This window comes from Bacillus sp. A01H (assembly GCF_045277205.1).
Taxonomy (GTDB): domain Bacteria; phylum Bacillota; class Bacilli; order Bacillales; family Bacillaceae_G; genus Bacillus_A; species Bacillus_A paranthracis.
On sequence record NZ_CP117702.1, the window covers coordinates 3793534 to 3819670 of the forward strand.

A 26137-nucleotide genomic window follows, 5' to 3' on the forward strand; every position below is an offset into this window, starting at 1 on the left:
CTCCGCTACATTAACATTGTTGGATTAAAATCAATTGAGATTTGTAGCTCTTTTTGCATTTCTGCTTGATAATGTTCATTTACCATTTTGAGCACGTTCTTTAAGTTTGGTTCCCGTTTGTATTTTATCATGCATTGATAACGATATCTATCTTTTATCCTTGGAATTGCTGAAGCAACCGGTCCTAACACCATCGTTTGCTGCGAACAGTGCGTCCGTAAATGACCGACAATTTTTTCCGTCACTTGTACTGCTTTTAATAATTCCGGATGAGATACCGTCACAAGTACAACATAGTAATAAGGTGGGTATTGTCTCGTTCGCCTCATTTGCATTTCTTGATCAAAAAACACATCATATTGTTGGTTCTTTGCTAACTCTATACTATAATGTTCTGGCGTATACGTTTGAATTATAACTTCCCCTGGCAATTCATGTCGGCCTGCTCTTCCACTTACTTGCGTCAATAACTGATAAGTCTTTTCACTCGCCCGGAAATCAGGTAAATGAAGCATCGTATCAGCAGTTAAAACACCAACAAGCGTTACTTTCGGAAAATCTAACCCTTTCGCAATCATTTGTGTTCCAAGTAATATATCTGCTTTTTCTTCCCCGAACGCCTTTAATAATTTCTCATGCATCCCTTTACGACTCGTCGTATCTACATCCATTCGAATGACTCGTGCCTCTGGAAATAGTTTTGTAATTTCTTCTTCTACCTTTTGCGTACCTGTACCAAAGAAACGAATGTATGTACTTTGACAAGCAGGACACGCAGTCGGCATATTTTCTTCGTAACTGCAATAATGGCATTTTAAACGATGATTCATTTTATGATATGTCAGCGAGATATCACAATGCGGACATTGTACAACGTACCCGCAATCACGGCACATAACAAATGTAGAATGACCTCTTCTATTTAAAAAGAGCACCATTTGTTCTTTCTTTTCTAACCGCTCTGCTATTTTTTCATGCAGTGCCTTTGAAAACATGGAGCGATTCCCGTCACGAAGTTCTTCACGCATATCAACAATCTCTACTGTCGGTAAAGCTTGTTCGTTCATACGTTTTTCCATCGTCAGTAATTCATACACACCTTTTTTCGCTCTTGCAAACGATTCAAGCGTCGGTGTTGCACTACCAAGAACGATAGGGCATTTATGATATTGTCCTCTCCACACAGCTACATCCCTTGCATGATACCTCGGATTATCTTCTTGCTTGTAGCTCGATTCATGTTCCTCATCAATGATAATAATCCCTAAATTTTCAAAAGGAGCAAATACAGCTGAACGTGCACCAACTACGACTTTCACTTCTTTTCTTAAAATCTTACGCCATTCATCATATTTTTCTCCAACAGACAGCGCACTATGAAGAACTGCAACTTGTGAGCCAAATCTACCTTTAAAACGATCTACCATCTGAGGCGTTAGTGCAATTTCAGGAACAAGTACAATAGCTTCTTTTCCTTTCTCGAGCACCGCTGCTATAGATTGTAAATATACTTCTGTTTTTCCGCTTCCTGTAACACCATATAGTAAAAATGGATTGTAAGTTTCATTTGTAATTGATGATAAAATCGGTGTAATAACTTGCTTTTGTTCCTCAGTAAGTGGGAATGGTTTCGTTTGTTCAAAATCGTCATCGTCATACGGATTTCGGTACACTTCCACATACTTTTCTGAGAGTAGTCCCTTTTTAACAAGTGCTTTAATTGGAGCATCTGTTATTTGTAACTCTTCTGTTATTACTTTCAACGGTACACTTTTATAATTTTCCACAAAATAATAGAGGACATCTTGTTGTTTTTTACTTTTCAGTTCAAATGCTGCTAATTCTAATTTATCTTCTGGCAACTCCGGTTGAACGACTCTTTGTTTCTTCTTTTGTACCTTATCTTTTACTTGATAAACGACTTCAATCGTGCCATGTTTAATTTCTTGTTGAATCGTGCGGTATAGCTGTGGCTGCGTCTCAATCGCTTCCCAATCTATCGCTTCTTTGTCCTGAAATAAAAACAGTAGTTCAGGTGCTACTTCTTCTTGTTTACGAAGTTGTAGACGTTTTTTATATGTTGCTTTTATCGCCGTTGGAAGCATAACTTGAAAAGCTGAAATCATATAACATAACGTTTCACTTGTAAGCCAATACCCTAGCTTTAACAACTCTTCATTTAAAACGGGTGTTACATCTAAAATTTCATGAATTGTCTTTAACTTCTTACTTTCTACTTCAACCGAATCTTTAATCCCAATAATAAAACCTTGCAATTTCCTTGGGCCAAACGGAACTACTACACGCATGCCTGTCTGGACAATATCTTCCCATTTTTTAGGGATAATATAATCAAATGGTCGATCTGTCTGACGTGCAGGTACATCAACTATTACACTTGCAAATTTCATAGACGATCATCTTCTAACATTATTTCAATTTGCTTTAATATTTCACGAGCAACCTCTTTCTTCGTTAAAAGTGGCAACTCTATAACTTCTCCATCTTTTCTATACATTGTTACAATGTTCGTATCTGTACCAAATCCAGCTCCTTGCGCCTTTACGTCGTTTGCAACAATCATATTCGCATTTTTCTCACGTAATTTTTTCGTTGCATATTCCTCTACGTTTGTCGTTTCAGCCGCAAAACCGATAAGTAACTGTTTGTCTTTCATCTCACCTAACGTTTTTAAAATATCTACTGTTCTCTCAAGTTCAATTACAGCATCGCCATTTTTCTTTTTCATTTTATTATCATGAACATATTTCGGACGATAATCTGCAACCGCTGCTGTTTTAATGACAACATCTACGTCTTCATAATGTTGAATAACCGCCTCTAACATATCTTGTGCAGATTCCACTTGCACCGTAGTTACATGTAATGGTGGATGTAATGCTGTCGGTCCCGAAACGAGTATAACATCAGCGCCTAAGTTCGCTGCCACTTCCGCAATCGCGTATCCCATTTTTCCAGAAGAAAAATTAGTCATAAAACGGACTGGATCAATCTTTTCACGAGTTGGGCCAGCAGTTATTAATATTCTTTTTCCTTGTAGTGGTTTTTGCTCTGAAAAAGCCTCTTCTAACCGTGCAATAATCGCTTCAGGTTCTTCTAATCTTCCCTTCGCTACATAACCACACGCTAAAAAACCTTCTCCAGGCTCAATAAATGTATATCCTAACGTTTTTAACGTCATCATATTTTTTTGAACAATTTTATTTTCATACATATGCACATTCATAGCAGGTGCAATCCACACTGGGGCTGTAGTAGCTAACAAAGTAGTTGTAATCATATCATCTGCAATACCGTTAGCTAACTTTCCAATACAATTGGCTGTAGCAGGTGCAACAAGTACAACATCTGCCCAATCTGCTAAATCGATATGAGCAATAACAGCTGAGTCTTTCTCATCGAATGTATCCGTATATACATCATGGCGAGAAAGCGCCTGGAATGTAAGAGGTGTAACAAACTTCATTGCCGACTCACTCATCATTACTTTTACAATAGCACCAGATTGTGTCAATTTACTCGTTAACGCAGCCGCTTTAAAGACCGCAATGCCTCCTGTTACACATAAAAGTATCTTTTTCCCTTTTAGCATATGGCTCGTCCTCTTTCTTTTTCAAACTTATAATACTGAAACAAGATTATCAGCTCATCAGTATCAATATTTCTTCCCTACCGTAAAAAAATAACAACCTACTTGTAAATAGGTTGTTACCGTTACATAGAAAATTATAAAGTCTATGTTTTAAATTGTCGAAGACAAAGTCTTATTCAGTTACTTTATCTTCACTTGGTACGTAGCTTAACGCTTCCATATCGATTTCTTCTAATGCTTTACCTACACATTTATGAGAAACTGGTTTTTCTACAACACAGTTATTAGCAAGTTGCATTTCGCGCGCACGTTTTGCAGCCACTGTTACAAGTGTATATTTAGAATCGATTTTTGTTAATAATGAATCAATTGATGGATTTAACATAATTATAGACCCTCCGTCATTTCTTTATAATATTTTGCTACTCTTTCGCGGCGGCAATGTTCGCCAACCACAATTGCTTTAATTCTTTCACAAGCTAGTTCAACTTGGTCGTTTTCTACAACGTAGTCGTAAGCGTCCATCATATCAATTTCTTCTTTCGCTACCGTTAAACGATTTTCAATAACATCTTCAGTTTCTGTACCACGACCGACAATTCGGTTCTTTAGTTCAGATAAACTTGGAGGTGCTAAGAAAATAAATACACCTTCTGGGAAAGCTTTCTTAACTTGAATTGCTCCTTGCACTTCAATTTCTAAGAATACATCTTTTCCTTCTTGTAATGTTTTTTCAACATAGTCAATTGGTGTTCCGTAATAATTACCTACGAACTCAGCCCACTCAAGTAATTTTTCATTACGAATCATTTCCTCAAATTCTTCTCTCTCTTTAAAGAAATAATCCACACCATCCACTTCACCTTCACGTGGCTTACGTGTCGTTACTGAAATGGAGTACTGAAAACGTGTATCCTCATGACTAAACAGCTCTTTTCGAACCGTTCCTTTACCAACCCCAGAAGGTCCTGAAAGAACGATGAGCAATCCTCTTCTACTTCTCATAAATATGTAAAACCTACCCTTCCTCACTTAACTCTTCTTTATTATTCAAACGATGTGCAATCGTCTCTGGCTGAATTGGACTTAATACAACATGCCCATCATCCATAACAATAACCGCCCTTGTTTTTCTCCCATACGTAGCATCAAGCAAAGCATTATGTTCGCGTGCTTCCTGTACTGTTCGTTTAATAGGAGCTGACTCCGGACTTACAATAGCAATAATTCGATGAGCAGATACAATATTTCCGTATCCAATATTTAAAAACCGCATGGCCATAGTTTGCGCCTCCTAGTAAGTCTATCCGATTTCTCCACCACGTATAACTTTATATATTTTTTGAAAGCTACTCAATATTTTGTACTTGTTCACGAATTTTTTCAAGGTTATTTTTCATTTCTACAACATATTTTGAAATTGTTAAGTCATTTGCCTTAGAACCAATCGTATTAATTTCTCTATGCATCTCTTGCACGATGAAATCCATTTTCCTTCCAACAGGCTCTTCAATCTGCAGTGTTTCACGGAATTGTTCTAAATGACTTTGCAAACGAACTAACTCTTCGTGAATATCACAACGCTCAGCAAAAATTGCAACTTCTGTTAGCAATCTTTGTTCATCTAGATCTTGATTATGTAATTCCTTTAAGCGATTTTCTAATCGTTCACGATATTTTTGTGTAACAATTGGTGCATGCGGAATAATAGCATTTACACAATTATGAATCTCTTGTAAGCGATACGCTATATCTTTATGTAATCGTTCTCCTTCGCCATCTCTCATCGTTTTTAACATATGAGCAGCTTGGCGAACAGCCTCATATAAACTGTTCTCAAATTGTTCATTTACGTTTTCTACCTCTTCAATCGCTGTTACTTCTGGCATTGCCATTAATTGCTCGAGTGTAATAGAATCTTGTAATTGAAATTTTCCTTTTATATCTTCCATAATCGATTGGTACTGCTCAAGAAGCGACCAATTCACACTTAATTTTCTTTCAACAAGCCCTTCACCCGCTATACTAATAGACACTTCAATACGTCCACGGCGAACTTGCTGTGCAATTATTTTACGAATTTTGTCTTCAAATACCGTCATTTGCTTCGGTAGTCGAATACTCATCTCTAGAAAACGGTGGTTCACCGATTTCATTTCTACTGTAATTTGAAAAGTATCACTCTCTACTTTCGATCTTCCAAATCCTGTCATACTACAAATCATTTTTTATCACATCCAAGCCATGAAATAACTCAATGAAAAAGGTAATAGAGACAAGGCTCTACTACCTTCTGTAAATTATATCACATTTTCATATCATTGACTATTTCAAGTTTAATCCCTTCTTATATAATATTGGCTTTTCCTTCTTCCCCTTTTTCCCTGTTAATAAAGAGCCTACTAATAAGAAGGTCGGAATTGACGATAAACCTCCAATTAACAACCAATCTCTCGCTTGTATTGGCATCGTGCTAAAAATCGGTTGTAACGGTGGATAATATATAACGACTAGCATGAGTAGTAATGAAATGATAACCGCTCCTACTAAATACACATTTCCAAACGGATTGCGGTGGAAAACAGAATGCTCACTTCGGCAATCAAATACATGAATCAGCTGAGCAAGTACCAATGTTGCAAACGCTACAGTTTGTGCATATTTCAGTTCATTTGGATGTTGATTATACGCAATAATAAATGCTACTAGCGTCACTGCCCCAATTAGAAAGCCACGACTTATAATTTTCCAGGCAAGCCCTCTAGCAAATACCCCTTCTTTCGGATGACGCGGCGTTCTCTTCATCACGTCTCCCTCTGCCTTATCCAAACCTAACGCCATCGCCGGTAAACCGTCAGTAACTAAATTCACCCATAAAATTTGAATTGGAACCATCGGCAGCGGTAGTGCAAGTAACATGGCAAATAACATGACCAAAATTTCTCCAACGTTCGATGCTAATAAATAACGAATAAACTTACGTATGTTCTCGTATATATTTCTACCTTCTTTAATTGCTGATTTTATCGTAGCGAAATTATCGTCCAGCAATACGAGAGATGAAGCTTCTTTTGCAACATCTGTCCCTGTAATTCCCATCGCTATCCCAATATCCGCAGTTTTTATAGCTGGAGCATCGTTTACTCCATCACCTGTCATCGCCACTATATGTCCTTTATTTTGCAACGCCTTAACAATTTTTAATTTATGTTCTGGTGATACACGAGCAAATACATACGTATCTTCTACAACATTTTCTAATTCTTCTACATCCATAGTTGCGAGTTCTACCCCTTCAACAACGCGTCCACCTGGTGGTAAAATGCTTAATTGTTCTGCAATCGCCATTGCAGTCACTTTATGATCCCCTGTAATCATCACTGTTCGAATACCAGCTTCTCTGCACTCTTTTACTGCCTGCTCTACTTCTGGTCTTGGCGGATCAATCATACCTTGTATCCCAACTAACATAAAATCCTTTTCAACGTCTCTTTCATGTTCGGTAGAATCAGTTACTTTTAATGGCTTAAATGCAACTGCAATTGTTCGCAGCGCTTGACTACCTAAACTATGAATAGCCGCCTGTACTTCTTTTCTATACAACTCACTTAATGGTTGCTGCTTATCTCCCCATAAAATCGTTTGACTCATTTGCAGAAGGACATCTGGTGCTCCCTTCGTAACGACAAACTTTTTCCCCTCTCGATCTCGTACAATAACACTCATCATTTTTCGAGTTGAATCAAACGGAAATTCACGAATAATTTCAAATTTCCCTTTCAGCGCCTCACGCGTTATCCCCGCTTTCATTGCTGCAGCTACAAGCGCCCCCTCAGTTGGATCTCCATCTAATACATACGCCTTTTTCTTTTGAATAATATTTGCGTTATTACATAGCGAACCAAATGTAAGTAGTTGATAAAGTGATTTCGTCTTAGCTGGATTAATTTCTTTTTCACCTTTCATAAAAGAGCCATTAGGTTCATACCCTTGGCCTGTCACTTTCCACAATTCTCCACCTGACCACATATGTGTTACCATCATTTTGTTTTGCGTCATCGTTCCTGTTTTATCAGAGCATATGACAGAAGCACAGCCTAACGTTTCTACTGCTGGTAACTTCCTTACAATTGCTCTCTTTTTTATCATACGCTGTACACCAAGCGATAAAGCTACTGTAACGATTGCTGGTAACCCTTCTGGAATAGCAGCAACAGCTAGCGACACGCCAGCTAAAAACATATGATATACTTCATTCCCTTGATACACACCAGCTAACACGACAAGCGCTGTCAAAATAAGAGCCACAATAATTAATATTTTTCCAAGTTGCTCTAATCTTCTTTGCAATGGTGTTTCCATTTGCTCTGCATTTTGCAACATATTTGCAATTTGGCCCATCGCTGTATTCATACCCGTTGCTACAACGACTCCTGTTCCAGACCCTCGTGTAATCATCGTACCCATAAAAGCCATATTTTTTTGATCACCAATTGAAACATCTTGCCCTTGCAACGCTTCTACTTTCTTCTGCACTGGAACTGACTCTCCTGTTAAAGCTGATTCTTCAATATATAAACTCGACGCCTCAACAAGACGTACATCAGCTCCAATACGATCGCCACTAGAAAATTTAATAACATCACCTAAAACGAGTGCTTTAGACGGTGCCTTTACCCACTTTCCATTTCGCAGTACAGTTACTTGCGGGGCGGCTAGCTCTTTTAAAGCTTCCAATGACTTTTCAGCCTTTCTTTCTTGAAAAAATCCGAGAATACCATTGATAATAACAATTGCCACAATCGCAATAGAATCAATGTATTCCCCTAAAAAAGCCGAAACGATTGTTGCACCAAACAAAACAAGCACCATAAAATCTTTAAATTGCGCCAAAAATACCATTAGTGCAGAAGGCCTCTTTGCTTCATCTAGTTCATTTGTACCAAATTTTTTAATTCGCCCTTCTGCTTCTTTCTCTGTAAGTCCAACCTTCACATTCGTATTCGTTCTTTCTTCCACTTCATGTGCACGCATTCCATACCAGTTCATCCTGCTATCGACCTCCTGATTCCAGACATACTCTATTGAAAGCTTATTCAGCCTCGTCCAAAAAAATGCTATAATTAACTTTTAGTTAGAAAGGAGTGTTCATTTATGGCATTCGATGGATTATTTACAAGAGCGATTACACATGAAATTGCAAATTCTCTTTACACGGGAAGAATTTCAAAAATATATCAACCTTCAAAATACGAGATTTTATTACATATTCGAGCAAACGGAAAAAATCAAAAACTGATTCTTTCCGCTCATCCGACATATGCACGTTTACACTTAACAAATCAAAATTATGATTCACCTGCACTTCCGCCAATGTTCTGTATGCTTCTTCGTAAGCATTTAGAAGGTGGATTCATTGAAAAAATTGAACAAATTGATTTAGAGCGTATTATTCAAATTACCGTTCGTAGCAGAAATGAAATTGGTGATGAATCGCTAAAAACATTAGTAATTGAAATTATGGGACGACATAGTAACATCATTTTAGTAGACACAAAAACAAACAATATTTTAGATAGCTTAAAACACGTTTCCTTAGCAGTAAACCGACATCGAACTGTATACGCTGGAGCTGAATATATTGCACCACCAGCACAACATAAAATTAACCCACTTCAGATCGAAACAAATGATGAATTTATTAGACCGCTGGACTTTCTATCTGGAAACATGGATAAACAGCTAGTCGGAACCTTTACCGGAATATCACCGTTATTCGCAAAAGAAGTAGTGAAAAAAGCAGGTATGGTAAATGAAAAAGCATTAGCTGACGCATTTTTCTCCATACAAAAACCATTATTAACTCATACATATTCACCAACAATGACTACTTCAAATGGGAAAGAATTCTTTTATCTTTTCCCTCTTGCGCACTTAGCTGGAGAAGACAAGACATTCTCATCTGTTAGTGAATTGCTAGACCGTTTCTTTTTTGGAAAAGCAGAGCGTGACCGTGTAAAACAACAAGCTCATGATTTAGAGCGCTTTATGCAAAACGAAAAAAATAAAAATGAGAAAAAACTCATTAAACTAGAAAAAACATTACAAGATGCTGGAAAAGCAGATAAATATCAACTATTTGGAGAACTACTTACAGCCAATATGTACGCTTTGAAAAAAGGCGATAAAGATATTGAAGTCGTTAACTATTATGATGAAAATGGCGGAACTGTAAAGATCGCATTAGATCCTTTAAAAACGCCATCTGAAAATGCACAACGCTATTTCCAAAAGTACCAAAAAGCGAAAAATTCCGTTGTTGTTGTAGAAGAACAAATCGAAAAAACAAAGGAAGAAATTCTTTATTTTGATAGCTTACTTCAACAAATGGAAGCTGCTTCTTCAAAAGATATTGAAGAAATTCGTGAGGAATTAGCTGAAGAAGGTTATATGCGCAATCGTAAAACGAAAAACGGAAAGAAAAAGCCTACTAAACCAGTATTAGATAAATATGTAGCAAGTGATGGCACAGAGATTTTCGTCGGTAAAAACAATAAACAAAATGATTATTTAACAACGAAATTTGCCCGTCGTGATGAAATTTGGTTACATACGAAAGATATACCTGGTTCTCACGTTGTCATTCGTTCTTTAGAACCTGCTGAAGAAACTTTACTAGAAGCTGCCAAAATTGCTGCTTATTACAGTAAAGCAAAAGAGTCTAGTTCTGTACCTGTTGATTTCACCAAAATACGCCATGTGAAAAAACCGAGTGGTGCAAAACTTGGTTTTGTTACGTACGACAATCAGCAAACTGTTTATGTAACACCCGATGCTGATACTGTAATGAAATTAAAAGCTTAAATAAAAAAATGCGTTGCTTATAAGCAGCGCATTTTTTTATTCGTTCCAACTAGTTCATATACCCATTCACTAATTCATAACATCTTTCTTTTGTCATCTTGTATTTCTCTTCTGAAGCATCTATACGTCTCATCGTCCCGTTATTTGTATCAGTACCAATTGCTTTAACCTTACTTTCCTTTTCTTTAACCCACGCAATTTGTTTCGTTTTTAATGACTGAAATGCATCAGGGGACATCGTATTTTTTAATGTACTGTAAATTTCATTTAGTTTATTATCCCACAGTTCATAATTTCCTTCTATTTCATTTACTATGTCATTTGTTGACATGACATTTGTATGTTTTTCTTGGTTTTCTAGAGCCGCTAACTCATTTAAAACTTTAGTTTTACCTACTGCTGACGAAGTTTCTTTTTTAGTCTGCTTCTCTTCTTTAGAAATAGCATGCGTACTCATGCTATTTTCCTTAATGTTTTCGTGTTCTTGACTATTATTTTCTTTCGTTTCTTTTTCCTGCTTTTGCTCATCTAAATCATATGTAATAACCGATGTTTTTGCATCTACAGCAATTAATCTAGCATTTTCTTTAAAAATATATTTTTTGTCACCACTGTTCTCCTCTTTAACAAAATCGACATTCTTAAAGCCTCGAATTTTCAGAAACTCACTAACTTCTTCCTTCGTAAGTTTTAAATCTCTCGGTGTATGCGATGACCATTTATCCATTAACCATTTTCCATCTTTATAAACGAAAATAAATTCCCATATCTCTGCTTCATTTCCCATATCATTTGAAGGTATAATCGTTTCAATCGTTAAATTTTTATCTTTCTGTGTATACGTTAATCTCATTTCTGGTTCAATATTAATAGGGAATGGCAACATATCTGTCTCTCTAGATCTATTAAATGTTTCAAGCGAATTAGGAAGCTGGTTCTCTACAAATTTTTCTGTAACCAATCCCTTAACTCCTTTTTTCGCTGTCGCCAAATCTCCTGGATTATTTCGACTCCATCCATTTTCTTTTTCCATCTCACTAAATGCATTTGCTATTGCATCTACACTCTTTCTTACAATCTTTTTCGCTTCTTTTTCTGTCACTTCTGGGGCTTCATCAAGCTGTTCAATCGTTTCATTTGCTTGAACTTTGATTTCACTTTTTTCACACCCTGTTACAACTAGCATACTAGCAGCGAAGCAAAATGACATGACTTTACTTAATTTCTTCATATACTCACATTCCTTATTCCTATTTATTCGTTACGCACCTTTATCTACAAGAAAACATAACGACCTCTTATTATACCAATTATCACCATTTATTTATACAAAAAATATAATATTAGAATTGAAAGATTATAATATGCAAGTTTACATTACTGTATAAATTTTTGACATCCTCATTTTATATTTGTCTAGTTTTTTTGACACAAAACTCCCGCTTCTCTTTTATTGTCAATAAGTATATTGGCACAAGTTTTGCTTTATTAAATATAAAAAGGAGGCATTAAAATGAATATAAGAATAACTAATATCCAAAAACAACTACATAAGTACGGAATTGACGGGTTACTTATTACAAAAAAAGAAAACCGCCAATATGCAACAGGCTTTACAGGTAGTGCTGGCGCCGTCTTAATCTCTGCCGATCAAGCTGTTTTTATAACAGATTTCCGCTATGTAGATCAAGCAAAATCACAAATAAAAGATGCTGAAATTATTATGCATAAAGGAAATTTAGAGGAAGAAGTTGCAAATCAAGTATCAAAATTAAACATTCAAAAACTCGGAATTGAAGAAAACAACATGACATTGCAACAATATAAAAACTTGCAAAAGTACGTACAGGCGGAAATGATTCAAGTGTGCGAAATTATCGAAAATATTCGTATCATTAAAGACACGCCTGAAATAGAAATAATGAAAATTGCAGCTAATATTGCGGACGAAGCATTTCACCACATTCTTACGTTTCTAAAACCAGGAATAAGTGAAAATACTGTACGAGATGAATTAGAGTTTTTCATGCGAAAAAAAGGTGCTGCATCTTCATCATTTCAAATTATTGTAGCTTCTGGTGTTCGTTCTTCCCTTCCACATGGAGTTGCATCAAATAAAATAATTGAACGAGGCGACATCGTTACATTAGATTTCGGTGCACTTTACGACGGATATTGTTCCGATATAACACGTACTGTAGTAATCGGGGAACCATCAGAAGAATTCAAAAAGATATACAATATTGTACTTGAAGCATTAAAACGCGGGACTGAAGCGATTAAACCTGGAGAAACTGCAAAACGTATCGATGATATAACGAGAAACTACATTACTGAACATGGATACGGTCAATATTTTGGACATTCTACTGGTCATGGTCTTGGATTAGAAATTCACGAACCTCTCCGCCTATCCCAAGAAAGTAAGGCTACTTTAGAAGAGGGTATGGTCGTTACAGTTGAACCAGGTATTTACATACCGAACTGGGGCGGTTGTAGAATTGAAGATGATATTGTCATTACAAAAGACGGATATGAAGTTATTACAAAATCAAATAGAGAACTAATTATAATCCCTTGTTAATATTTTGAAATTTTCAACTTGATTTTTTCTCTACACATAGAATTCCCTCTCTGGAGTATTCATTTAAAAAGGGGGAATTGTAATTGAACTTTGTAATCGATAAAATAGACGGTTTACATCCTGAATTTTCCAAATTAGTTTCCATGATGAATTACGCTCGCTATACAACAATGCAAGTAGTGGAAGATTTAACAATGGAAGAACTTGATTATTTATATGATGAGGAAGCAAATTCAATCGGCATGCTATTATATCACATGGCTGCTGTTGAATTTTACTACCAGATTCATACTTTTGAAGACCGCGAACCAACGGAGGCCGAACTAGAAAGATGGTTACCTGGCCTCGAGTTAGAAGCTCTTGGACGTGAGGAAATAAAAGGAAAATCTATAGAATTTTATATTGATACATTACAAGAAGTACGTTCCAAAACAATTGAAACATTCCAATCGTTACCTGATGAATGGCTGTTTAAAACGACAGACTTTTGGTATGACAAACAAGCAAATAACTATTTTAAGTGGTTTCACGTATTTGAAGATGAAATCAATCATCGCGGACAAATTCGTTTAATTAAGAAGATGCAAAAAGCTCATTCAATAAAGTAAGGAAGTGCCACCAGATAAGGTGGCACTTTCTTCTATTCATTAACGAATAGCTTTTCATTTACTGTTTTAGTGACTACCGCTACCAACATTAAAATGCAAATTAAATATAGCAATTTCGCAATAAATAACCACCCTTGAAACATTACAATTCCATCTATTATCTCATTTCCCTTCAGTAACAAAAACGGAATCGTACTAATTATCATGACAAACTCAATACTGAATACAATTTTCTTTTTTCGGCTATATGCTTTCCACTCATCCCAGCGATACATAGGAGCAAAAATCAATACTCCTATACATAATATAACTGGTACCCATTCACTTTTAAAAAATTGCCCTGAAATAACTGATAATAGTAAACAAACGAGCACACCATAATAACCTATTTTCTCTCTCATTCGTACTCCCCCATTCTACTTCTCCTTTAATATGTAACTTGCTATGCTTATAACAATTCTTAGAAAAATAACTACTACAATTACAATATAAAGACTTTTTGCAGACGACATCCATTCTTGAAAAATAGACATTTTCTCCATTTGTTTCTGACCCTCTATTAAAATAACTCCTACGAATAATGAACAAACAACGATGATACCTATCATAATTCCAATACTTTTCTTGCTATATTGTTTCATATCATCCCAGTTATATAAAAGTATAAGTACAAACCCAAAAACAGGTATAATACTGATCCATTCATTGCTTGTAAACAAATTTAAAATGATTAATAGACTACAAGAGAGAATAAAGCCCCAAAACCCAATTATTTTGCGCATAAGCCCTCCTTTAATTCCATTTTTAGGATTAATTGTATTTTAACATCCATTTTTCAACCTTACCACTACGGTACATGAAATTTTGGTTTTTCGGTTTCCTATACTCACATACTTTCCCTACTTTCATACAATAAACTACACGAATGCCTAAAGGATGTGAATGTTATGGGAGTTGAATTAACGCTATTACACGCTCTCTATGTTATTTGTTTACTCACCATTATTACCTTTTTTATTTTCCGAAAGGATACGACGATTATTTGTATCGTTTTCATCTTTTTATTAGCATTAACTGCTACAAGTTCTATCCCTCTTGCCGTTAGCGGCATTTTTCAAAGTTTTATTTACGCTATTACTGAGCTATTACCAACTATATTAATCATTTCCATTATCGTATCCATGAGCAATTTACTCGTTCATACTGGCATAAATGATACAATGATTTCACCATTTACAAAGATGATTCGTACCCCTACCCTCGCCTACTGGATTATCGGTCTTTTGATGATGACAATTTCTTTCTTCTTTTGGCCTTCTCCAGCTGTTGCCTTAATGGGAGCTATTTTATTACCAGTTGCTGTACGCGTCGGTCTTCCTCCAATTGGAGTCGCGATTGCTATGAATTTGTTCGGTCATGGGATTGCTTTATCCGGCGACTTCGTTATACAAGGCGCACCAAAATTAACCGCAGACGCTGCTGGTCTTCCTGTTTCTAGCGTTGTTTCTGCAAGTGTTCCACTCGTTATCGTTATGGGCATTGTGACAACTTCCGTCGCTTTTTTCTTCTTACGAAAAGAATTTCATACAGGCTTATCTATACAAGAGTCTATTTCATCAACTGCGTCTTCTAAAACGCTCACTTCATTATCTACTCGGACAAAAAAATGGCTCGCTATTTGTATTCCGATCGTATATGCCATTGATATCCTTTGCATGATTCAATTTAAACTACAAGGAAGCGACGCAACTGCACTTATCGGCGGAACAACTGTTATTATGATTATCATCATTTCTCTCATCGCCTACAAAGGTAATGGACTGAATAAAACGACCGATTACTTTATAGAAGGGCTCCAATTTGGCTTTAAAATTTTCGGACCAGTTATTCCTATCGCTGCACTCTTTTATTTAGGAGATAGTGGCTTTGTGAAAATTATCGGGGACTATTTACCGAAAGGTTCACACGGAATCATTAACGACTTAGGCATCGCTTTATCTCAAACTGTTCCTTTAAATCAATATGTATCGGCAGGGACATTAACTATCGTTGGTGTCATTACCGGCTTAGATGGATCAGGTTTTTCAGGTATATCACTTGCTGGTTCCATTGCCAATCTTTTCGGAACAGCACTTGGCCATGGAACAGCTACATTAACAGCACTCGGGCAAATTGCAGCTATATGGACCGGGGGCGGGACGTTGATTCCTTGGGCACTTATTCCTGCCGCTGCGATTTGTAAAGTCGATCCATTTGAACTTGCACGTCGAAACTTTTTACCAGTTATGATTGGCTTAATTGTCACCACGATCGTTGCGATGTTTATTCTATAGCGTAAGCAAGTGTTCTCTTGCTTACGTTTTTTGCTTGTAAAATTCATCATGAATTATCAGTTTTTAAAAGGGATTCGTTATTACTTAGCGAAATTATATTAGGAGAGTAATTATTTCAAAACGTTTATAAGAAACAGATTACTGCAATTAGAAAAGGGGACATACCTATGAATGAATTGATTTTCGTCTTATTAATTTGTCCGTTATTTATCTTTATCGTATCTGTTATTGGAACACGCAAAACGAAAACGTATTACGTAATGCCGATTGTAACGTTTGCTAGTTTTTTAATAATAGGTGTTATCGCCTTTACTCCAAAATTTTTCTTTTGGGTTGGCATGTACAGCATCTTCTCATTTATTGTTTCTTATATGACGCTATTGTTTGTGAAAGGATATGAGGTTGCTGAAAACGCTAAATAGTTGTTAGCAAGGAGACAGGAATATGATTTTCTTTGATATTGATGGAACTTCACATGAAGTTTTAACAATAATATAAAAAAAACGACCGCGTTCCCCCGCAGTCGTCTTTTTTCGTGTTACGCTGTGATCCAAGCTTCGTTAGCTGGATTTTTACGCCACTCTTGTAATTTTTTCGTTTCAGCTTGTCCGATCATACCTTTTTCTGCTGCAACTTCAGTTAATGCACTGTAATCACTTAAAGAATATGATGCTACGTTCGCTGCTTCTAACTTTTCTTTTCCTGCTTCTAGCTCGTATGTGAAGATTGATACGATTCCTAATACTTCACAGCCAGCTTCGCGAAGTGCTTCTACACATGTAATTGCACTGCCGCCAGTTGAAATTAAGTCTTCTACTACTACAACTTTTTGACCTTTTTCAGCTTTTCCTTCGATTTGATTCCCTTTACCGTGACCTTTTGCTTTACTACGTACGTAGCACATTGGTAAATCCATACGATCACTTACCCATGCCGCGTGCGCAATACCAGCAGTTGCTGTTCCTGCAATAACTTCTACAGTTGGGAAGTGCTCTTTAATTAACTCTTCTAATCCAGCTGCAATCGCTTGACGTACTTTCGGATAAGATAAAGTTAAACGGTTATCACAATAAATTGGTGATTTCATACCTGAAGACCATGTGAATGGATCATTCGGTTGTAAAAATACTGCTCCAATTTCTAATAAATGCGATGCGATTTCTTTTTTCATACTGTTACACCTTCCCACTGTTGTTTTACTGTTTTATACGCTTCAAGCGGATTTTCTGCTTTTGTAATACTACGTCCAACTACGATATAGCTTGAGCCAAGTTCCCTCGCACGTTTCGGTGTTGCTACGCGCACCTGGTCATTTACATCATCGCTTGCAAGACGAATCCCCGGTGTTACTGTTACAAATTCATTTCCGCATACTTCACGTAATTTTGGAACTTCAAGCGTTGAACAAACAACGCCATCCAGTCCACTTTCTTTCGTTAATTTTGCATAATGAGCAACCGCTTCTTCTAACGTTTTCTCAATGCCGATCTCTTTTTTCATCATAGCTTCCGAAGTGCTTGTTAGTTGTGTAACTGCAATACAAATCGGTCTCTCTTTTCCTTCTTGCTTACCTTCCTCTAATCCCTCAATTGCAGCTTTCATCATGCTGCTTCCCCCAGCAGCATGAACATTTACCATATCAACATCTAGACTAGCTAGGCTACGCATAGCGCTTTTTACCGTATTTGGAATATCATGAAGTTTTAAATCTAGAAAGATCTTATGCCCTTTTTCTTTTAAGTACGTAATAATCGCAGGGCCTTCTTTGTAAAATAACTCCATACCAACTTTGACAAATAACTCTTCCCCTTCAAAGTGGCGCAAGAATTGTTCTACATCTTGTTTCCCCGGAAAATCTAGTGCAACGATTAACGACTGTGACATGTTTGCTTCCAGCTCCTTCCTTGACATTCCGAAATGTGATCAAATCCTAATTCATCTAGTAATGCTGGTAACTCTTCAATAATTGTCGGACATACGAACGGATCGATAAAGTTCGCTGTACCTACTGCAACTGCGCTTGCGCCAGCGTAGAAGAATTCAATTACATCTTCCGCTGTTTCAATACCACCCATTCCGATAATTGGAATGTTAACCGCTTGGCTTACTTCATGTACCATACGAATTGCTACTGGCTTAATCGCAGGACCTGATAATCCGCCTGTACGGTTTGCTAAAATTGGTTTAGCTGTTTTTAAATCTAGACGCATACCAAGCAATGTATTAATCATCGTTAAACCATCTGCACCTGCATTTTCAATCGCTTTTGCAATTTCCACAATGTTTGCCACGTTCGGTGACAACTTCACATATACAGGTACTTCAGAAACCTCTTTTACTCGCTTCGTTAAATCAGCAGCAATTTCAGGATTTGTACCAAAGGCGATACCACCTGTTTTTACGTTTGGACAAGAAATGTTTAATTCTAGCGCATGGACATTAGGCGCTTTAGAAATTTCCTTTGCAACCGCCACGTAATCCTCAGCTTGTGAACCTGCAACGTTTGCAATGATTGGAAGGTCAAATTGTTCTAACCATGGTAATTCAGAATTCATTACTTTTTCTAATCCTGGGTTTTGAAGTCCAATTGCATTTAACATGCCACCCGGTGTTTCAGCAACACGAGGCGTAGGATTTCCATAGCGTGGTTGTTCTGTCGTCGCTTTAATCATGATTGATCCTAGTACACTTAAATCGTAAAACTGTGCATATTCACGACCAAATCCAAAGCATCCAGATGCCGGTATAATTGGATTTTTTAATGATAATCCTGGTAATTCAACTTGCAATCTGTTCATAGTACAACCTCCCCGATTGGAAATACTGGTCCGTCGCTACACACCTTCTTGTAAGAATGTCCACTTGGATCTTCTTGTAAGTGGCATACACATGCGAAACAAGCTCCAATACCACAGCCCATACGTTCTTCTAATGAAATATAGGCTTTTTTCTCTTTGTAACGTCCTTCTAATGCACGAAGCATCGCTAACGGACCACATGAATAAAGAATATCAAAGTCAATTCCGTAATGATCAATTACATCTGTGACAAATCCTTTTGTACCGTGTGTACCGTCTACTGTCGCAACATACGTATCACCAAGTTCTGCAAATTTTTCTTCATAGAAAACAACATCTTTCGTTTGAAAACCTAAGATGTGAATTACGCGTACACCTTTTGCAACGAGGCGCTGTGATAATTCATAAAGTGGTGGTACACCAATCCCCCCACCTACTAGTAAAGCTGTTTGACCAGCTTCTGCTTCTTCTACAGGAAAACCGTGCCCTAATGGTCCTAGTACGTCTACCATTTCACCTTGTTTTTTAGTTGCTAATGTTTTTGTCCCTTGTCCTTCCGCACGATATAGCATTGTAAATTCGTTCTTCTCTTGATCTACATTACAAATACTAATTGGGCGGCGCAGAAGGGGCGCAATGCCCTCTGCTACCTTAATGTGTACAAACTGCCCTGGTTCGTTCATTTGCTGTACTAAAGTTCCTTGAAGCACTAATTCGTAAATGTTCTTTGCGATTTCTTTTTGATTAACGACGATCATATTTTGCTTTTGCATCATGCATGTACCACCTCGTGACGCTTTGTTTGCGTAATTTCTTTCATTGAATGAGCTGAGAATGTCATAGATTCTAATACTCGTAAGATTGCTCTCGTTGTATCAAGTGATGTTAAGCAAGCTACACCATTTTCTACTGATTCACGGCGAATGCGGAAACCATCACGCGCTGGTTGTTTGCCTTTTGTTAATGTATTGATTACAAACTGTGCTTTTCCTTGGCGGATAATATCTAGTAAGTTGTAGTCTTCAGAATCAATTTTGTTTACAACTTGTACTGGGATATTTTGCTCTGTTAACGATTTTGCTGTTCCAGCTGTTGCTAATAAGTTATAGCCGATTTCGTGGAAACGTTTTGCAATTTCCATCGCCTCTTCTTTATCTTTATCCGCTACAGTAATGATTACTGATCCGTGCGTTGGGATGTTAATTCCAGAAGCAACTAAACCTTTGTATAATGCTTTTTCAAGCGTTAAATCTTTACCCATTACTTCCCCTGTTGATTTCATTTCAGGTCCTAATGTTGTATCCACTGAGCGTAATTTCGCGAATGAGAATACCGGAGCTTTTACATACACTTCTTTCTCTTCTGGGTGATAGCCCGTTCCGTATCCTTGCTCTACTAGGTCTTGCCCTAGAATAACTTTCGTTGCAACGTTTGCCATTGGTACACCTGTAATTTTACTTAAGAATGGTACTGTACGGCTCGCACGTGGATTTACTTCAATTACGTACACTTGATCTTCGAATACGACAAACTGGATATTTAGTAATCCAACAATGTTTAATCCTTTTCCAAGTGCAATTGTATGTTCAATAATTTGTTCTTTTAATTTTTCAGATAAGCTTTGTGGTGGATATACTCCAATTGAGTCACCAGAGTGAACTCCAGCGCGTTCAATATGTTCCATAATACCTGGAATGAATACATTCTCACCGTCTGAAATTGCATCTACTTCAATTTCTTTACCGACCATGTAACGGTCGATTAATACTGGGTGATCTGCGTGAACTTTAACTGCATTTTTCATGTAGTGCAGTAGTTCTTCTTGACGATATACGATTTCCATCGCACGTCCACCTAGTACGTAAGATGGTCTTACTAATACTGGGTAACCAATTTCTTCTGCGATTGCTACCGCTTGCTCTACAGTCGTTGCTGTTTTACCAACTGGTTGTGGGATACCAAGTTTTGTTAAAGCAGCTTCGAATTTATCACGATCTTCTGCACGGTCTAAGTCTTCAAGTGATGTTCCTAAAATCTTCACACCATGTTCTTCTAATTTTGCCGCTAAGTTAATTGCTGTTTGTCCACCGAACTGAACGATAACACCTTCTGGTTTTTCTAAATCGATGATGTGCATTACATCTTCAATCGTTAATGGTTCAAAGTATAATTTGTCAGAAATACTGAAGTCTGTTGAAACAGTTTCTGGGTTATTGTTAATGATAATTGCTTCATATCCAGCTTCTTTAATTGCCCATACTGAGTGAACTGTTGCATAGTCAAACTCAACACCTTGACCAATGCGGATTGGACCAGATCCTAGAACTACTACACTCTTACGATCTGTTACAATTGATTCGTTCTCATCAGCGTATGTGCTGTAGTAATACGGTGTTGCAGATTCAAACTCTGCCGCACAAGTATCTACCATTTTGAATACCGGCGTCATATTATTTTCTTTACGCATATCGTAAATTTCGCGCTCCGTTTTGTTCCAAGCTGCTGCAATGTAGTGATCGCTGAAGCCCATTTCTTTTGCAGTTTGTAGTACTTCCATATTTCCTACATTCGCTTTTACTTCGCGTTCCATATTTACGATATTTTCAACTTTTTGTAAGAAGAAGAAGTCCATTTCACACCATTCGTTAATCTCTTCTTTCGTTACACCTTGACGAATTGCTTCTGCTACGATAAACAGTCGCTCATCATCTGCTTTAATAATGCGTTTTTTCATTGTTTCTTTATCAAGTTCTTTTAAGTGGTCTAATTCTAAGTGATAAATACCAAGTTCTAAAGAACGAACCGCTTTTAATAATGATTCTTCTAAGTTACGTCCGATTGACATAACCTCACCAGTTGCTTTCATTTGCGTTCCAAGTGTTCTGTTCGCTGATTCAAACTTATCAAATGGCCAGCGTGGAATTTTTGAAACAACATAGTCTAATGCTGGCTCGAAGCAAGCGTAAGTTTTTTGTGTTACCGGGTTTACGATTTCATCTAACGTTAAGCCGACTGCAATTTTCGCTGCTAATTTCGCAATTGGATATCCAGTTGCTTTAGACGCTAGTGCAGATGAACGACTTACACGTGGATTTACTTCGATTACATAGTATTGGAAGCTATATGGATCTAGTGCAAGCTGAACGTTACATCCACCTTCAATTCCTAGTGCACGAATAATTCGTAATGACGTGTTACGTAACATTTGGTATTCACGGTCGCTTAGCGTTTGGCTCGGTGCTACAACGATAGAATCACCTGTATGAACACCAACTGGATCGATGTTTTCCATGTTACATACTACAATCGCGTTATCATTTGAATCACGCATTACTTCATATTCAATTTCTTTACAGCCAGCAATACTTTTCTCTAATAAACATTGTGTTACTGGGCTATGTTTTAAACCACTTGTTACGATTTCAATTAACTCTTCTTCGTTATGACAAATTCCGCCGCCCGTTCCGCCTAATGTGAATGCTGGACGAACGATTACTGGATAACCAATTTCGTTTACAAAGCCATATGCTTCATCAAGGTTATGAATAATTTCACTTGGTGGTGTTGGTTCATTTAAATCTTGCATTAATGTACGGAATAAATCACGATCTTCCGCTTGCTCGATTGCTGATAATTTTGTTCCTAAAATTTCAACTCCGCACTCTTCAAGTACGCCTGATTTTGCAAGTTCAACAGCCATGTTTAAACCTGTTTGACCGCCTAATGTTGGTAAGATTGCATCTGGACGTTCTTTACGAATGATTCGGCTTACGAATTCTAATGTTAAAGGCTCAATGTATACTTTATCTGCAGTTGCAGTATCTGTCATAATTGTCGCTGGGTTAGAGTTAACAAGGATTACTTTGTAACCTTCCTCTTTAAGAGATTGACAAGCTTGTGTTCCAGAGTAGTCAAACTCCGCTGCTTGCCCAATTACAATTGGTCCTGATCCGATTACTAAAATTGTGTTAATGTCTAGGCGTTTTGGCATAACTCTTCCCCTTCTTTCTTGAAGTTTTCAATCATTGTTAAGAAATCTTCGAATAAATCATTTGCATCTTCTGGTCCTGCTGAAGCTTCTGGATGGTATTGAACTGTAAATGCTGGGAACTTCTTATGACGAAGACCTTCTACTGTTCCATCATTTAAAGCAACATGTGTAATTTCAAGTTCTGTATTTTCAACTGATTCTTCTTCTACTGCGTAACCATGGTTTTGAGATGTAATTGCTACTTTTCCAGTTGCAAGATTTTTTACTGGATGGTTTAAACCACGGTGACCGAATTTTAACTTACTTGTATTCGCACCAGATGCTAAAGCAAATAGTTGGTGTCCTAGGCAAATTCCGAATAAAGGAACTTTACCGATAATGTCTTTTAACATTTCAATTGCTTCTGGTACATCTTTTGGATCCCCAGGTCCGTTACTTAACATAATTCCATCTGGGCTAAGGCGTAAAATTTCTTCAGCTGTCGTGTTGTAAGGAACTACAATTACATCACAATCACGTTTATTTAATTCTCTTAAAATACCATGTTTCATACCGAAGTCTACTAATACAACACGATGTCCGCGGCCTGGGCTTGGGTATGGATCTTTCGTTGATACGCGTTTTACATGGTCTGTAAATACTGTCGCTTTTAATTGGCTTACGATGTATTCTACATCTGCATCCATGTTACAAAGGCGTCCGCGTAATGTACCGTATTGACGAATTTTTCTCGTTAATTTTCTCGTATCAATTCCTGCTAATCCTGGAATGTTTCTTTCTTTTAAGTAGTCATTTAACGAAATTTCATTACGGAAGTTTGATGGGTGATCACAAATTTCGTTTACGATTAAACCATTTACAGATGGGTGAATCGATTCAAAATCGTCACGGTTGATGCCGTAGTTTCCGATTAATGGGTACGTGAATGTTACAATTTGACCGCAATATGATGGATCAGATAATGTTTCTTGATATCCAGTCATTCCTGTTGTAAATACAACCTCACCTGACTTTTCGATTTCTCCTCCGAAACCTGTTCCAATTAATACTGTTCCATCTTCTAAGATAAGTTGTCTTTTCATACTAATGCACTCTCCTTTTGCCATGCGATCTTACCACCAACGATTGTCATTACCGGCCATCCTTGGCATTTCCAACCTGCGAATGGTGTGTTTTTTCCTTTTGATAAGAATGTTGTTGGATCAATCTCTTCTTCTTGTTCTAAATCAATGATTGTAATATCAGCTGTTCTACCTTCTTTCAGGCGACCTGCTTCTAAGCCGAATGTATCAGCTGGCTTTTCTGTTAAGAATTGAATTAACTGTTCTAGTGTAATAATTCCTTTTTTCACAAGGTTTGTGTATAGAAGTGGGAATGCTGTTTCAAAACCAGTAATTCCGAACGGTGCTCTTTCAATTCCTTGCGCTTTCTCTTCCGCTGTATGCGGTGCATGATCAGTTGCAATCATATCGATTGTTCCATCTAATAAACCTTCAATTAATGCTGCATGATCCTCTTTTCCACGAAGCGGTGGGTTCATTTTAAAGTTAGGGTCAGCTGATGGGATATCATCTTCACATAACACTAAGTGATGGGGTGTTACTTCTGCTGTTACTTTAATTCCAGCGCGTTTCGCATCACGTATTACACGTACAGATCCTTTCGTACTTACATGACATACGTGATAGTGACAATCTGCCGCTTCAGCAAGCAGTATATCCCTTGCAATATGTACAGATTCACATACTGATGGGATACCGTTTAATCCGTGTTTCTCAGAAAACTTCCCTTCATGTACACAACCTTTATTAATAAGAGTATTCTCTTCACAGTGCGCAACTACTGCCATATTTAATTTCGCTGCACGTTTCATAGCAGCTAACATCATGCTAGCATCTTGTACGCCTACACCGTCATCAGTGAAAGCAAATGCTCCAAGTTCTTTTAACGTTTCGAAATCTGTCATTTCAGAACCCGCTTGACGTACTGTAATTGCTCCATATGGTAGTACGTTAACATGTGCTTTTTCTTTAATACGATTTTGTAAGTCTTCCATATGTTCTCTGCAATCTGGTACTGGGCGTGTATTTGGCATTGCGCAAATTGTTGTGAATCCACCTTTTGCCGCTGCTAGCGTACCTGTTTCAATTGTTTCTTTATGTTCACCACCTGGTTCACGAAGGTGTACGTGTACATCTACTAATCCAGGTGCGATTAACTTTCCGTTCACATCGATTACTTCAGCATTATCTGCCGTAATATTTTCTGCTACCTTAGCGATTTTACCGTCTTGTACGAGAAGATCCGTTGCTACGATTTTTCCTTCTTCATTCATATAACGACCATTTTTAAACAAATAATTCATGTTTCATTCCTCCTAATACATTTGGTAAGGCGCGTTTTAGTACAGCCATTCTTACGTAAACTCCATTTTCCATTTGTTTAAATATGCGTGAACGCTCACACTCAACAAGTTCACTTGCAATTTCAACATCTCGGTTTACAGGAGCTGGATGCATAATAATGCTTCCTTCTTTCATACGCTTTTCTCTTTCTACTGTTAATCCGTGTTTCTCATGATACTCTTTCATAATGTCTGTTTCATAATGATCATGACGCTCATGTTGTACACGAAGTAGCATCATTACATCCACTTCCGGAACAAGTTCATCTAATGGTTTGTATGTTCCAAATGTGTTGTCTTCATCTTTCCACTCTTCTGGACTTGCAAAGTAAATTGTTGCACCTAGCTTCGTTAATGCTTCTGCATTAGAACGTGCTACTCGGCTATGACGAACATCTCCTACTATCGCAATCTTCAAACCTTCAAATCTTCCAAACTCTTGTTTAATTGTAAGAAGGTCGAGTAGGCACTGCGTTGGGTGGTTTCCACATCCATCTCCAGCGTTTAAGATCGGGATATTCACCTGATCTTTTAGTTCATCGAAGTAGCGATCTTGCTCATGGCGGATGACCACTGCTTTTGTTCCGATTGATTCTAGTGTTCTTATCGTATCGTATAAAGTTTCTCCTTTTTGTACGCTAGATGCATCCGCTGAAAAGTTTAAAACATCAAGTCCTAATCTCTTCTCAGCAACTTCAAAGCTAAATCTCGTTCTCGTACTATTCTCAAAGAACAAGTTTGCAACAAAAGTTTGCTCTGTCGTTTTGCTCTCTTTTCCATTCGCAAAATCTTCTGCGTCTTTTAGGATTTCTGAAATTTCTACTTCCGATAATTCACTCATCGTTAACAAATGGCTCATCGTCATCCCTCATCTTTCTGATTTTTATGTTACCACTTTTGTATTTTTATAACAACCTTTGCATAAAAATACCCTAGTCATGT

General features: G+C 37.3%; 23 protein-coding genes. 5 read left to right on the forward strand and 18 right to left on the reverse strand.

What is annotated here, in order from left to right; genetic code table 11:
• Window positions 1-5: 5 nt before the first annotated feature.
• From priA to PSR14_RS19940, 7 genes are all read right to left on the reverse strand, one after another.
• Window positions 6-2411: a primosomal protein N' gene (priA, locus tag PSR14_RS19910; RefSeq protein WP_098486970.1), complete on the reverse strand. Its 2406-nt coding sequence runs from the start codon at window positions 2409-2411 to the stop codon at window positions 6-8.
• Window positions 2408-3613 carry a bifunctional phosphopantothenoylcysteine decarboxylase/phosphopantothenate--cysteine ligase CoaBC gene (gene coaBC / locus PSR14_RS19915; RefSeq protein WP_000911757.1) on the reverse strand — a complete coding sequence of 402 codons (1206 nt, stop codon included), beginning with the start codon at window positions 3611-3613 and terminating at the stop codon, window positions 2408-2410. The genes priA and coaBC overlap by 4 nt, the downstream gene beginning before the upstream one ends.
• Window positions 3614-3785: 172 nt before the next feature.
• Window positions 3786-3998 (reverse strand): DNA-directed RNA polymerase subunit omega, encoded by a 213-nt coding sequence (gene rpoZ / locus PSR14_RS19920; RefSeq protein ID WP_000933970.1) that lies wholly within the window; start codon window positions 3996-3998, stop codon window positions 3786-3788.
• A 2-nt stretch (window positions 3999-4000) separates the two neighbouring features.
• Window positions 4001-4618: a guanylate kinase gene (gene gmk, locus PSR14_RS19925; protein ID WP_001257738.1), complete on the reverse strand. Its 618-nt coding sequence runs from the start codon at window positions 4616-4618 to the stop codon at window positions 4001-4003.
• 13 nt (window positions 4619-4631) lie between these two features.
• Complete coding sequence (gene remA / locus PSR14_RS19930) at window positions 4632-4895, reverse strand: extracellular matrix/biofilm regulator RemA (protein WP_001251458.1); 264 nt, start codon at window positions 4893-4895, stop codon at window positions 4632-4634.
• A gap of 67 nt (window positions 4896-4962) precedes the next feature.
• Complete coding sequence (locus PSR14_RS19935; protein ID WP_000564125.1) at window positions 4963-5838, reverse strand: YicC/YloC family endoribonuclease; 876 nt, start codon at window positions 5836-5838, stop codon at window positions 4963-4965.
• Between the two features lie 100 nt (window positions 5839-5938).
• Entirely contained in the window at window positions 5939-8662 is a 2724-nt protein-coding gene (locus PSR14_RS19940) for a calcium-translocating P-type ATPase, SERCA-type (protein WP_001104748.1), read from the reverse strand.
• A gap of 105 nt (window positions 8663-8767) precedes the next feature.
• Here PSR14_RS19940 and PSR14_RS19945 point away from each other — a divergent pair, with 105 nt between their 5' ends.
• The gene (locus tag PSR14_RS19945; RefSeq protein WP_000863254.1) at window positions 8768-10477 is read left to right on the forward strand and encodes an NFACT family protein; all 1710 of its coding nucleotides are present in this window, start codon (window positions 8768-8770) and stop codon (window positions 10475-10477) included.
• A 49-nt stretch (window positions 10478-10526) separates the two neighbouring features.
• Here the strand turns inward: PSR14_RS19945 and PSR14_RS19950 are convergent, their stop codons facing one another.
• Window positions 10527-11708: a lysozyme inhibitor LprI family protein gene (locus PSR14_RS19950; protein ID WP_098486969.1), complete on the reverse strand. Its 1182-nt coding sequence runs from the start codon at window positions 11706-11708 to the stop codon at window positions 10527-10529.
• A 282-nt stretch (window positions 11709-11990) separates the two neighbouring features.
• On the opposite strand from PSR14_RS19950, the gene PSR14_RS19955 reads away from it, so the two are divergent.
• Together PSR14_RS19955 and PSR14_RS19960 are read left to right on the forward strand one after the other, a co-directional pair.
• The gene (locus PSR14_RS19955; RefSeq protein ID WP_098486968.1) at window positions 11991-13061 is read left to right on the forward strand and encodes a Xaa-Pro peptidase family protein; all 1071 of its coding nucleotides are present in this window, start codon (window positions 11991-11993) and stop codon (window positions 13059-13061) included.
• 83 nt (window positions 13062-13144) lie between these two features.
• Complete coding sequence (locus tag PSR14_RS19960; protein ID WP_098486967.1) at window positions 13145-13669, forward strand: DinB family protein; 525 nt, start codon at window positions 13145-13147, stop codon at window positions 13667-13669.
• Window positions 13670-13701: 32 nt separating this feature from the next.
• Here the strand turns inward: PSR14_RS19960 and PSR14_RS19965 are convergent, their stop codons facing one another.
• Window positions 13702-14070: a YoqO family protein gene (locus PSR14_RS19965; RefSeq protein ID WP_001208253.1), complete on the reverse strand. Its 369-nt coding sequence runs from the start codon at window positions 14068-14070 to the stop codon at window positions 13702-13704.
• Window positions 14071-14085: 15 nt separating this feature from the next.
• The gene (locus tag PSR14_RS19970) at window positions 14086-14451 is read right to left on the reverse strand and encodes a YoqO family protein (protein WP_001226107.1); all 366 of its coding nucleotides are present in this window, start codon (window positions 14449-14451) and stop codon (window positions 14086-14088) included.
• A gap of 165 nt (window positions 14452-14616) precedes the next feature.
• On the opposite strand from PSR14_RS19970, the gene PSR14_RS19975 reads away from it, so the two are divergent.
• Together PSR14_RS19975 and PSR14_RS19980 are read left to right on the forward strand one after the other, a co-directional pair.
• The gene (locus tag PSR14_RS19975; protein WP_000537898.1) at window positions 14617-16002 is read left to right on the forward strand and encodes a membrane protein; all 1386 of its coding nucleotides are present in this window, start codon (window positions 14617-14619) and stop codon (window positions 16000-16002) included.
• A 167-nt stretch (window positions 16003-16169) separates the two neighbouring features.
• Window positions 16170-16424, forward strand: a complete 255-nt coding sequence (locus tag PSR14_RS19980) for a YbeF family protein (RefSeq protein ID WP_001003915.1) — start codon at window positions 16170-16172, stop codon at window positions 16422-16424.
• A 116-nt stretch (window positions 16425-16540) separates the two neighbouring features.
• Here PSR14_RS19980 and pyrE read toward each other — a convergent pair whose 3' ends face one another.
• The 8 genes from pyrE to pyrB are packed head-to-tail and all read right to left on the reverse strand — an operon-like array spanning window position 16541 to window position 26054.
• Window positions 16541-17173, reverse strand: a complete 633-nt coding sequence (gene pyrE / locus PSR14_RS19985; protein WP_000711449.1) for an orotate phosphoribosyltransferase — start codon at window positions 17171-17173, stop codon at window positions 16541-16543.
• Entirely contained in the window at window positions 17170-17886 is a 717-nt protein-coding gene (gene pyrF, locus PSR14_RS19990) for an orotidine-5'-phosphate decarboxylase (protein ID WP_000083496.1), read from the reverse strand. Before pyrF ends, pyrE begins: the two co-directional genes overlap by 4 nt.
• A complete protein-coding gene (gene pyrD, locus PSR14_RS19995; protein WP_001081057.1) occupies window positions 17871-18800 on the reverse strand; it encodes a dihydroorotate oxidase B catalytic subunit in 930 nt (309 codons plus the stop codon). The genes pyrF and pyrD overlap by 16 nt, the downstream gene beginning before the upstream one ends.
• The gene (gene pyrK, locus PSR14_RS20000; protein WP_000983352.1) at window positions 18797-19576 is read right to left on the reverse strand and encodes a dihydroorotate oxidase B electron transfer subunit; all 780 of its coding nucleotides are present in this window, start codon (window positions 19574-19576) and stop codon (window positions 18797-18799) included. Before pyrK ends, pyrD begins: the two co-directional genes overlap by 4 nt.
• Window positions 19573-22791, reverse strand: a complete 3219-nt coding sequence (carB, locus tag PSR14_RS20005; protein ID WP_001126106.1) for a carbamoyl-phosphate synthase large subunit — start codon at window positions 22789-22791, stop codon at window positions 19573-19575. Before carB ends, pyrK begins: the two co-directional genes overlap by 4 nt.
• A complete protein-coding gene (locus PSR14_RS20010; protein ID WP_000828682.1) occupies window positions 22776-23873 on the reverse strand; it encodes a carbamoyl phosphate synthase small subunit in 1098 nt (365 codons plus the stop codon). Before PSR14_RS20010 ends, carB begins: the two co-directional genes overlap by 16 nt.
• Window positions 23870-25156, reverse strand: a complete 1287-nt coding sequence (gene pyrC / locus PSR14_RS20015) for a dihydroorotase (protein ID WP_001108374.1) — start codon at window positions 25154-25156, stop codon at window positions 23870-23872. The genes PSR14_RS20010 and pyrC overlap by 4 nt, the downstream gene beginning before the upstream one ends.
• Window positions 25140-26054: an aspartate carbamoyltransferase gene (gene pyrB, locus PSR14_RS20020; RefSeq protein ID WP_000018849.1), complete on the reverse strand. Its 915-nt coding sequence runs from the start codon at window positions 26052-26054 to the stop codon at window positions 25140-25142. The genes pyrC and pyrB overlap by 17 nt, the downstream gene beginning before the upstream one ends.
• Window positions 26055-26137 lie beyond the last annotated feature (83 nt).